The organism is Massilia sp. P2_C2, assembly GCF_056404615.1.
The window spans coordinates 1-10,402 of record NZ_JBFUDR010000233.1 but is presented as its reverse complement, the minus strand read 5'-3'; the positions used below and the strand labels follow the sequence as shown (position 1 = coordinate 10,402).

The window sequence follows — 10,402 nt, the reverse complement described above, 5'->3', positions numbered from 1 at the left end:
TAGGGTGGGCGGCCTCCGCCCACGCGTGCAACGCAACAAATAATACGATCGTTCTTTTTAGTCGTGTATATTGTCGGCACCCATAACGACACCAAGCAAGGAGACTCATGAGCGCCGACTACCAGGTCCACGACGACGTCGCTGTCATCACGTTGAACAACCCGCCCGTCAACGGCCTCGGCCTGGCGACGCGCACCGCCGCCGTCGACGGCCTGCGCCGCGCAGCCGCCGATCCGGCCGTCCGGGCCATCGTCGTCACGGGCGCCGGCAAGGCATTCTCGGGCGGTGCCGACATCCGCGAGTTCAATTCGCCCAGGGCGCTCACGGAACCCACCTTGCACACACTGATCCGCACCGTGGAGGATTCCGCCAAGCCTGTCGTCGCTGCGATCCACACCGTGTGCATGGGCGGCGGCCTGGAATTGGCGCTCGGTGCGCATTACCGCGTGGCGCTGCCCGGCGCGCAGATCGCGCTGCCGGAAGTGAAGCTGGGCCTGCTGCCCGGCGCCGGGGGCACGCAGCGGCTGCCGCGTGTGCTTGGGCTCGAAAAGGCGTTGGACATGATCGTGACCGGCACGCCGGTCCTGTCGGAAAAACTGGCGGGCACGCGCCTGTTCGACGAGGTGCTGCAGGCAGGCACCGACCTCGTCGCGGGCGCCATCGCCTTCGCACGCCGCGTGGCAGATGCGCGGCCGTTGCCGAAGGTGCACGACCTGAACGTCGACCATCCGGATGCGGCGGCCTTCCTCGCGGCCGCGCGGGCGCGCGTGCAGGCCGAGGCGGGACCATTTCCGGCGCCCGTCGAATGCGTCGAGACCGTGGCCGCCGCCGTCGAGAAACCGTTCGAGGAAGGCTTGAAGTTCGAGCGCGAACGCTTCATCCACCTCACGCAGACGACGGCATCGAAGGCGCTGCGCCATGCGTTCTTCGCCGAGCGCGCCGCCAGCAAGGTGCCGGACGTTCCGGCCGACACGCCCGTGCGCGAGATCGGGAGCGCGGCCGTCGTGGGCGCGGGCACGATGGGCGGCGGGATCGCGATGGCATTGGCGAACGCCGGCATCCCCGTCACGATCCTGGAAATGAAGCAGGAGACGCTGGACAAGGGCCTCGCCACGATCCGCAAGAACTACGAGAGCACGGTTGCCAGGGGCAAGCTGGCCCCGGAGAAGGCCGAGCAGCGCATCGCCCTGGTCCGCGGTACGCTGGCTTACGAGGACATCGCCCAGGCCGACATCGTCATCGAAGCCGTGTTCGAGGACATGGACGTGAAGGCATCCGTATTCCGCCAGCTGGACGCGATCATGAAGCCGGGCGCGATCCTCGCGTCCAACACGTCCACGCTGGACCTGGACCGCATCGCGGCGTTCACGGCGCGCCCGCAGGACGTCATCGGCCTGCATTTCTTCAGCCCCGCCAACGTGATGAAGCTGCTGGAGATCGTGCGCGGCGCGGCCACCGGCAAGGATGTGCTGGCGACGGCACTGGCGTTCGCGAAGAAGATCAAAAAGACGGGCGTCGTGTCCGGCGTGTGCGACGGCTTCATCGGTAACCGCATGGTCGAGCAATACATCCGCCAGGCCGGCTTCCTGCTGGACGAAGGCGCGCTGCCGCAACAGGTGGACCGGGCCATCGAGGCGTTCGGCTTCGCCATGGGACCGTTCCGTATGGGCGACCTGGCCGGCAACGACGTCGGCTGGACTATCCGCAAGCGCCGCGCCGTCGAGTCGGCCGACATCCAGTATTCGAAGACGGCGGACCTGCTGTGCGAACAGGGTCGCTTCGGCCAGAAGACGGGCGGCGGCTGGTACGACTACCGGCCGGGCGACCGCACGCCGCAGCCGTCGGCCTTCGTGGACGACATGATCGTGCGGCACGCGCAGTCGCTGGGCATCGAACGCCGCGCGATCCCGGACGAGGAGATCGTCGAGCGCCTCGTCTACGCGCTCGTCAACGAAGGCGCGCAGATCCTGGAAGAGGGCATCGCGTTGCGCGCGTCCGATATCGACATGGTCTATCTGTCCGGCTACGGCTTCCCGCTGTTCCGCGGCGGCCCGATGTTTTACGCGGACACAGTCGGCCTGGCGGGCGTGCTCGGGGCGATCGAACGGTATGCGCGCGGCTACCACGGCGAGGCGTGGACGCCGGCCCCGCTGCTCGTGCGCCTGGCGGCCGAGGGCGGGACGTTCAACGGCTGATGGCCTGGATCACCGAATTCCCATGATGCGGGCAGGGCGGCACTCGTGCTAGGCTGGGTCCAACGCGACGACCGAGCCGACATGAAGAACGCCCTGCTGATCGCGACCGCCTGCCTGCTCGGACTGTTGTCCACGACGGGCGCGTCGCTGCCTTATCCCATCCTGCCGCCGCTGTTCGTGACCGGTGCGCCGGACAGCCTCACGCACTTCCTCGGCCTGCCGCCCAAGCTGCTGTTCGCGCTGGCGCTGATGGTCAATCCCGTCGGCCTGCTGATGGGTACGGCCGTGCTCGGGTCGCTGTCGGACCGCTTTGGCCGCCGTCCGCTGCTGCTCGTGACGGCGCTGGGCGCCGCCATCGGCCACGTGCTGACGGCATGGGCGCTGGCGAGTCGTTCCTATCCGCTGTTCCTCGTCGCCCGCTTCGGCACCGGGCTGCTGGAAGGTCATAGCGCGATCGTCCGGGCAATGCTGGCCGACCGGTTGCAGGGGCCTATCCGCAACCACGCGCTGTCCTGGTTGAACGGCGCGCTGCACCTGGGCTGGCTGTTCGGCCCCTTGCTGGCGGGTTTCACGATCGCATGGGGCGTGACGGTGCCGTTCTACATCGCGGCGGGTGCGCTGCTGCTCGGCGCGATCCTCGTCGGGGTGGCGCTGGAGCGCAAGCCGCGCACGCACGGGCCGTCGTGGTGGAGCGTCGCGCGCGAGCGCCACGCGTTCAACCTGTTGCGCCACGACGGCCTGCGCGCGCTGTTCGGCGTGCAGCTCGCGTACACGTGCGGCGTCACCGCATTCTACGAGTTCTATCCGTTGTGGCTCGTCGAGGTGGGGCATTACGACACCCGCGCGATTGCCCTCGTCAACGTGGGCATGTGCGGGCTGATGACGTGTTCCGCGCTGTTCGCGGGCCGCGCCAGCCGCGCCGAACCGATGCGCCGTGCGGCATGGCTCGCGGCGTGCGTGGCACTGGCGATCGGCTCGCTGGGCGTCGGCCACCTGTGGGTGGGCCTGGTGGGCATCATGGCGTTCGGCCTGCCGCATGCGTTCTACAACGCCCTCGTGCAGGCCTGGGCCGCGGACCGCTTCGGCGGCGGCCACGGGCAGGGCGCCGTCATGGGGCTGCTGTCGACGACGTTCTGCCTCGCGAACATCCTGATGGCGGCGGCGGGTGCCGTGCTGACGCTCGTCGACACGCGGCTCGTGCTGCTGGCCGGTGCGATACTGACGGCGTGGTCGGCGAACCGGATGCGGGCGTGGGGCAGGGAGCGGGTGGCGCGGTTGCCGCCCGCCATATGAGCGTATCCACTGCGCCGTCAGCGCGTCGCCGGCACCAGCGCCTTCAGGATCGGCTGCACAAACTCATTCTTCTTGAAGTCGTACAGCACGAAGTCGCTGGAGAACTGCCAGTAGCCCCAAGCGAAGCCGTATTTCTCGGCCGTGCGGGCGACGGTCGACGTCCACAGCACGCGGTCGTCCATCGCGGCCTTGTCGTAGGCGCCGAATTCGCCAATGAAGACGGGGCGGCCGCTCGCCTCGCTCCACGCCTTCACGGCCGCGAAATCCTTGTCGATCTGCGCGATCTCGGCCGGCTTGCCGAAGCGGATGCCGGTCGTGGAGCGGATCGGTTCGTCGGCCCACGACGCGCCCTGGTGCGTGAACGGGAACGGATCGTAGTAGTGGAAGGTCGCGATGAGATGTTTGTCGTCGGCCGGCAGAGTCAGGTCCTTCAGCGTGTCGCGGCTGTTCCAGCGCACGCCGCCGATGATGACGTTGCGCGTGGGATTCGTCTTGCGCATCACGGCAAGCACCTGCGGGAAGCTGGCGTTCCACGTGGCGGCGTCGAACTGGCCGTGCGGTTCGTTCAGCAGTTCGAAGACGACCGTGTTCGGCTCGTTGCGGTAGCGTTCCGCGAGCTGGGCCCAGATGGCCTTCAGCTTCGGCATGCAGGCGGCGACGTCCTTCGAGCAGTCGTCGAAATCGTGCTCGTCGATGATGACGTTGAGGCCGTGCCTGCGCGCCGTCGCGACGACCCAGTCGAGGCGGTTCAGCCATGTCGGATCGAGGCGGTTCTGCGCATCGAGCGCGCGGAACGCGAACAGGACGACACGCACGGTCGACAAGCCGGCCGCCTTGATCTTCGCAAAATGCTCGTCCTTGTAATTCCCCTGGGCGTCGTCGCGCCAGAACGGATCGTAGCCGATGATGTTCACGCCCCGGCCCATCTGGCGTACCTGGTCGTGCGCGGAAAGTTCCGTGAATTGCGGCGTCGACGGCGGCGGGTTGGGCGGCGGATTATCGGCCAGCGCGGCCCGCGTGGCGAACGTGAGCGTGAGGGCGGCGGCCAGGCGGGGCAGCTTGTGCATGCGAGTCTCCATTGTTGTTGTGCTATGGTAGCGCTATCTACGGCATTCGCCAAGGCTCACGCGTGCGGCGGAAAAATTCGGGGTCAGAGCACTTTTCTGTGAAAGAGCCTTCAGGCAAGCAGGCTCATGCGGCTACCAAAGGGGGCTTTCGCCTCAATGGTTTTATGACGGGCCTCCTTGCGAGCCGAGAAATTGTTCGAAAATGTGCTCTGACCCCGAATGTGGAGCTCAGTCGGCCGCGTAAATGTCGTTGTCCTTGGTCTCGCGCACGAACAGGGTACCGATGACGGCTGTCGCCACGGCGATCACGATCGGATACCACAGGCCGTAATAGATATTGCCGTTGGCCGCGACGAGCGCGAACGCGGTCGTCGGCAACAGCCCGCCGAACCAGCCGTTGCCGATATGGTAGGGCAGCGACATCGACGTGTAGCGGATGCGGGTCGGGAACATCTCGACGAGCATCGCGGCCACGGGGCCGTAGACCATCGTCACGTACAGCACCAGCACGAACAGCAGCAGCACGAGCATCGGTTTGTTCAACTGCGCCGGGTCGGCCTTGGCCGGATAGCCGGCGGCCTTGATCGCGGCGCCCAGGTCCTTCTTCAGGGCGGCCTCGCGGTCCTTGCTGGCCTGGTCGAAGTTCAGTCCGTCCGGGGTCATCGTCGCGTTGAACGACGGATAGACCTTGTCGCCGACCTTTACGCCGGCGATGGTGCCGGCCGGCGCGTCCTCGCGCGTGTAGCTGACGGAGGCGGCCGTCAGCTGGGCGGTGGCGATGTCGCACGACGACGGGAATTTTTTCGTGCCCGTCGCGTTGAACTGGAAGTGGCACGACGCCGGATCGGCCACGACGACGACGGGCGAGTTGGCGAGCGCCGTCTCCAGCGCGGGATTGCCGTAGTGCGTGAGCCCCTTGAAGATCGGGAAATAGGTCAGCGCGGCGATCAGGCAGCCAGCCATGATGATGGTCTTGCGGCCGATGCGGTCCGACAGGGAACCGAAGAAGATGAAGAACGGCGTCGCCAGTGCGAGCGCGATGGCGATGAGGACGTTGGCGGTGGCGTCGTCGATCTTCAGCGTCTTGGTGAGGAAGAACAGGGCGTAGAACTGGCCCGTGTACCACACGACGGCCTGGCCCATCACGACGCCCAGCAGCGCGAGCAGGGCGATCCTGCCGTTCTTCCAGGTCATGAACGCTTCGCTCAGCGGTGCCTTCGACGTCCGGCCCTCGGCCTTCATGCGCGCGAATGCGGGCGACTCGTTCATCGACATGCGGATCCAGACCGAGACGGCCAGCAGCAACACGGAGACGAGGAACGGAATGCGCCAGCCCCAGGCGTCGAACGCGGCCGCGTCCATGCCCGCGCGCACGCCCGTGATCACGAGCAGCGACAGAAACAGGCCCAGCGTGGCCGTCGTCTGGATCCACGCGGTGAAGAAGCCGCGCCGGCCCTCCGGCGCATGTTCGGCCACGTAGGTGGCGGCGCCGCCGTACTCGCCGCCAAGCGCGAGGCCCTGCAGGATGCGCAGGGTGACGAGGACGATCGGTGCCGTGATGCCGATCGCCGCATAGCCGGGCAGCAGGCCGACGATGAACGTCGAGCCGCCCATGATCAGGATCGTGACGAGGAAGGTGTATTTCCGGCCGATCATGTCGCCCAGGCGCCCGAAGACGAGCGCGCCGAAGGGCCGGACGATGAAGCCGGCGGCGAACGCGAGCAGAGCGAAGATGAACGACGTGGTCGGATCGCCGATGAAGAATTGCTTGGCGATCACGGTCGCGAGCGAACCGTACAGGTAAAAATCATACCATTCGAAGACGGTGCCGAGCGAGGACGCGAAGATGACCTTGCGTTCTTCCTTCGTCAGGCCAACGCGTGACGGCACGGACTTGCCGCGCGCGGCCATGCCGGGTGTGATTGCCATTGTGGTCTCCTGTCATGATTTTTTTTGCGTAACCCGATGGCGCGGGCGACCCGACGACTGTGCGCCGGGAAGCTTACGGCATGCTTGCTCGAAACTTACGTGTGGCTTACGGCAGGCGGCCGCCGGGCCGGCTAACGCCGGTGCGGATCGTCCGGCGCGGCGCCGGCGCCGGGTGCTTCGTCGTCCGGCGTGTCCGGATGGGCCCCGGCTGCGGGATCGTGCGCGGATTCCGCAGCCTCCTCGTCCTCCGGCGCTTCGTGCAACCGGGCGTAGCGGTAGGCTTCCGTCGACCGCTCGAGTGCCAGGCCCAGCGCCGTCGTCAGCTCGCTGCGCGGCATGCCCTGGTCCAGCTGCTGGACGGTGAAGCTGTTGCGCAGCGTCCGCCCGCCCGCGCGCGCGACGGCGATGCCGGCGCGCTCGAACGTGGCGCGCGTCTGGCGGTAGACGGTGGCCTTGTGCAACGGTTCGCCCTCCGGATTCGCGGGGAACACAAGGTCGCCCGGGATTTCCATCGCTTCCCGTTCCTTCAGCCAGGCCGCCAGCTCGGCGACGCCGGAGCGCGGCAGTTTCACCGTGTGCTCGTAGCTGGTGCGGTGCTTCGCTTCGGGCGTGATGTTCAGCTCGATGGCGCCGTCGATGTCGGGCTGGCGGCCCACTTCGTCCAGCAGCAGGCCGATGGTCTCCGCCACGCGCAGGCCCGCGAGCGCCATCACGATCTGCATTGCGCGGTCGCGCCGGCGCTTCCAGCCTGCATGGTTTTCCATGTCGTCCGTGCGGCCGGCGGGGAGGGCGGCCAGGAACCGCTGCAGGTCGTCCGGCCCGAGGGCCAGCATCGGCGCATCCTCGGCCAGGTGGGCACGGTCGGTCGCGGCGATGGCCTGGCGGGCCGGGTTCGGCGTCCGGTCCAGGTAATCGAAGCAGCGCTCCAGCAGGCGAAGGTAGCGGTAGGCGATCTTGCTGTTGAGGTCGCGCTGGCCGTTGTGGGACAGCTCGATGAAGCGCCGCAGGTCCGCCGCGTTCACGGTCGACATGCGCACGCCGTGTTCCAGCATCCACGTGGCGAACTTGCCGAACATGAATTTATAGATCGCGGCGGACTCGGCCGAGATCGGCAGCGGCACGGGGTCGCGTTGGCGGCTGGATGTGAGCACGAAGTCCGGCGTGACGACGAATGCGGCGAACGCATCGAAGGGACGGGCGTCCCATTCGGCTGGAGAGGGGTGTGGTGTCATGGCGGTGCCGTCAACGATGTCGGCCTATCTTGCAACTAACCGACTGGAGTGGTCAAGGGTGCGCGTGTGGCGGTGACGGGCGCACGCTTTGTACCAGCGTTTTGCAACTAACCGATTGACGGCCCGCTACAACCCAACCCAGTCACCAGGCAACCGGCGCCGGCGCCTTATCGCTTCTATAATAGCGAATCGACGACACGACGTTCCAGCAAGCCGAACGTCGGCGCCATATCATCCAAACGCAAACTAGGGACATTCATGCTCAAGCACATCGTCATGTGGAAACTGAAAGACCACGCCGAAGGCGCCGACCGCACCGCCAACGCCATCGAAATGAAACGCCGCCTGGACGAGTGCGCCAACATCGTCCCCGGCCAACACACGTTCGAAGTCGTCATCGCCCAGCCCGGCCTGGAAGCCACCTATGACGTCGTGCTGTATTCGGAGTTCGAGGACAAGGCCGCGCTCGACGCCTATATCAAGCATCCGGTGCACCAGGCCGTCGTCCCGTTCATCGGCGCGATCCGCGAAGGACGCCAGTGCATGGATTACGAAGTCTGAGGTAGCGGCGGCCCGGGGGAGAAGGCCATGAAGCATTTTGCAAACAGGGTTGCCGTCATCACCGGTGCCGGCAGCGGATTCGGACGCGAGTTCGCGCGGATGGCGGCTGGACTGGACATGAAGCTGGTGCTGGCCGACATCGACGCGGCCGCGCTCGAGCAGGTCAGCGGCGCTTTGCGCGATGCCGGCGCGGATGTGCTGGCCATGGTCTGCGACGTGAGCAAGGCCTCCCACGTCGAGGAACTGGCGGATGCGGCGATGATCCGCTTCGACGGCGTGCACCTGTTGTTCAACAATGCCGGCGTCGGCACGGCCGGCCTCGTATGGGAACACACCGACGCCGACTGGCAATGGGTGCTCGGCGTGAACCTGTGGGGCGCGATCCACGGCGTGCGCGTGTTCACGCCGCTGATGCTGGAGTGCGCGCGGCACGAACCGGACTAMGAAGGGCATATCGTGAACACGGCGTCGATGGCCGGGCTGCTGGTGCCGCCGGCGATGGGCGTCTACAACGTGTCCAAGCATGCGGTCGTCGCGCTGTCGGAGTCGTTGTACCACGACCTGCGCCTCGTCGGCGCGCCCGTCAAGGCATCCGTGCTGTGCCCGTATTTCGTCCCGACGGACATCGCGCATTCGGAGCGGCACCGCCCCGACGGATTGCGCCACGACGGCCTGCCGACGCCCAGCCAGCGGTCGGGCCACGCGCTGCTCGAACAGGCCGTCGCATCCGGCCAGGTCACGGCCGGCGACGTGGCCCGCATCACGTTCGACGCCATCCGGCGCGGCGATTTCTACATCCATACCCATCCGCAGCTTCTTCCGGCCGTGGTCCAGCGCATGGACGCCATCGCGCGCGGCCAGCCGCCGGCTGATCCGTATGCGGCCACACCGCAGTTCACCGTACGGTTGAAGGCGGGCATTCAGGGTTCGGACAGTTAATCTGGAAAGAGGCTGCGCGCCGTCCAATCCAGGCCCACGGGGATATCGTCTCGCAGCGCGTCCAGGCGACGTGTCAATGTCGTGTCGTCCACGGCCAGGATGTCGTGCCGGCAGGCGAACGCGATCTTGTTGACGCAGTCCAGCGCATCGATCACGATCACCGCGGCGTCGAACGCCGTGTGCAAACGATCCAGGTACTGGCGTATCTCGGCCGCGTCGGCGAGCAGGTTCACGACCAGTATCCCGCCAGGCGCCAGCGCCCGGTAGCAGTCGTCGTAAAAGCGCTGGCTGCACAGTTGCGGCGGCTGGCCGTTCTTGTCGAAACCGTCGACCAGCAGCACATCGAACCGGTCGGCCGCCTGGCGGACAAAATCGGCGCCATCCACGCGCCGCACCTGCAGCCGCTCGTCGTCGCGGGGGATGTGGAACACGTCGCGCAAGGCGATGACCTGGTCGTCGATTTCCGCCACCGCGATGGCTGCGTGCGGCAGGTAGCGATAGCAGAACTTGGCCAGCGAGCCGCCGCCGAGGCCGATCATCCCGATGTTGCGTGGGGCCGGCTGGAACAGCAGGAAGCCCATCATGGTCTGGGTATAGCCGAGAATCAAATCGTCCGGGGCTTCGAGCAACATTTTGCTTTGCAGCGCGGAAAGATCAAAGTGCAACGCGAGCGTGTGGCCCTGCCGGCGAAGAAATGGCCGGGCTTGCCGCGACAGATCGGCCAGGTGCGCAAAGTCGTCGACCAGCATGGCGACGTGGCGGGGGCTCGGCGGCAAGTTGTCCGCCAGCAGCATCGCGGCGATCTCGTCGCGCAGCAGCGCCATCAGGCGCGCTGGCACGGACCGCAGCGCGGTGTCGGCTGCCATCTGCGCCAGTGTGGTGCGCAGGCGCAGTTCGAACATGCGCGGGGGACGCGAGGCGCGTAATGGCCGATAATGCATACGATGCAAACTACATGATAATACAATTATAATCAAAACATGGTAGCATGATCGCTCCGCTTCGTCCAGCGCGCCCCTTGCGGGACCACCCCTTTGCGTACCTGGCTGGGGCATCGAAACTGGCCTGCCGAGTCACTGCATGACGAGCGTCGGCATCATGGCTGCTCGACCGGAAGCGCTGTCTTCGGGACCGTTTGTCGAGGGCGCTTTACCAGGATATTCTGCGCCACCAGGCTCACATCCGC

At 66.6% G+C, this 10,402-nt stretch carries 8 protein-coding genes; 4 read left to right on the top strand and 4 right to left on the bottom strand.

Translation table 11 applies throughout. The features are described from left to right. Window positions 1-107: 107 nt before the first annotated feature. Window positions 108-2,195, top strand: coding sequence for a 3-hydroxyacyl-CoA dehydrogenase NAD-binding domain-containing protein (locus tag AC1DYX_RS22415; protein ID WP_477262931.1), 2,088 nt, complete (start codon window positions 108-110; stop codon window positions 2,193-2,195). Between the two features lie 81 nt (window positions 2,196-2,276). Further along, window positions 2,277-3,488 (top strand): MFS transporter, encoded by a 1,212-nt coding sequence (locus tag AC1DYX_RS22410; RefSeq protein WP_477262929.1) that lies wholly within the window; start codon window positions 2,277-2,279, stop codon window positions 3,486-3,488. Between the two features lie 17 nt (window positions 3,489-3,505). Here the strand turns inward: AC1DYX_RS22410 and AC1DYX_RS22405 are convergent, their stop codons facing one another. From AC1DYX_RS22405 to AC1DYX_RS22395, 3 genes are all read right to left on the bottom strand, one after another. Then, window positions 3,506-4,555 carry a glycoside hydrolase family 5 protein gene (locus tag AC1DYX_RS22405; protein ID WP_477262927.1) on the bottom strand — a complete coding sequence of 350 codons (1,050 nt, stop codon included), beginning with the start codon at window positions 4,553-4,555 and terminating at the stop codon, window positions 3,506-3,508. A gap of 228 nt (window positions 4,556-4,783) precedes the next feature. Beyond that, entirely contained in the window at window positions 4,784-6,484 is a 1,701-nt protein-coding gene (locus AC1DYX_RS22400) for an MFS transporter (RefSeq protein WP_477262925.1), read from the bottom strand. A 131-nt stretch (window positions 6,485-6,615) separates the two neighbouring features. Next, entirely contained in the window at window positions 6,616-7,716 is a 1,101-nt protein-coding gene (locus tag AC1DYX_RS22395; RefSeq protein ID WP_477262924.1) for a tyrosine-type recombinase/integrase, read from the bottom strand. A 258-nt stretch (window positions 7,717-7,974) separates the two neighbouring features. On the opposite strand from AC1DYX_RS22395, the gene AC1DYX_RS22390 reads away from it, so the two are divergent. Both AC1DYX_RS22390 and AC1DYX_RS22385 read left to right on the top strand, forming a co-directional pair. Beyond that, window positions 7,975-8,277 carry a Dabb family protein gene (locus AC1DYX_RS22390; RefSeq protein WP_477262922.1) on the top strand — a complete coding sequence of 101 codons (303 nt, stop codon included), beginning with the start codon at window positions 7,975-7,977 and terminating at the stop codon, window positions 8,275-8,277. 27 nt (window positions 8,278-8,304) lie between these two features. Then, entirely contained in the window at window positions 8,305-9,216 is a 912-nt protein-coding gene (locus AC1DYX_RS22385; protein WP_477262920.1) for an SDR family oxidoreductase, read from the top strand. Here AC1DYX_RS22385 and AC1DYX_RS22380 read toward each other — a convergent pair. After that, window positions 9,213-10,118: a fused MFS/spermidine synthase gene (locus AC1DYX_RS22380; protein ID WP_477262918.1), complete on the bottom strand. Its 906-nt coding sequence runs from the start codon at window positions 10,116-10,118 to the stop codon at window positions 9,213-9,215. The two genes, AC1DYX_RS22385 and AC1DYX_RS22380, sit on opposite strands and share 4 nt — an antisense overlap. Between the last annotated feature and the right edge of the window lie 284 nt (window positions 10,119-10,402).

Coding starts and splice junctions, on each gene's coding strand:
- AC1DYX_RS22395 (WP_477262924.1), bottom strand. CDS start 7,716: ATGACACCACACCCCTCTCCAGCCGAATGGGACGCCCGTCCCTTCGAT.
- AC1DYX_RS22400 (WP_477262925.1), bottom strand. CDS start 6,484: ATGGCAATCACACCCGGCATGGCCGCGCGCGGCAAGTCCGTGCCGTCA.
- AC1DYX_RS22380 (WP_477262918.1), bottom strand. CDS start 10,118: ATGTTCGAACTGCGCCTGCGCACCACACTGGCGCAGATGGCAGCCGAC.
- AC1DYX_RS22410 (WP_477262929.1), top strand. CDS start 2,277: ATGAAGAACGCCCTGCTGATCGCGACCGCCTGCCTGCTCGGACTGTTG.
- AC1DYX_RS22415 (WP_477262931.1), top strand. CDS start 108: ATGAGCGCCGACTACCAGGTCCACGACGACGTCGCTGTCATCACGTTG.
- AC1DYX_RS22405 (WP_477262927.1), bottom strand. CDS start 4,555: ATGCACAAGCTGCCCCGCCTGGCCGCCGCCCTCACGCTCACGTTCGCC.
- AC1DYX_RS22390 (WP_477262922.1), top strand. CDS start 7,975: ATGCTCAAGCACATCGTCATGTGGAAACTGAAAGACCACGCCGAAGGC.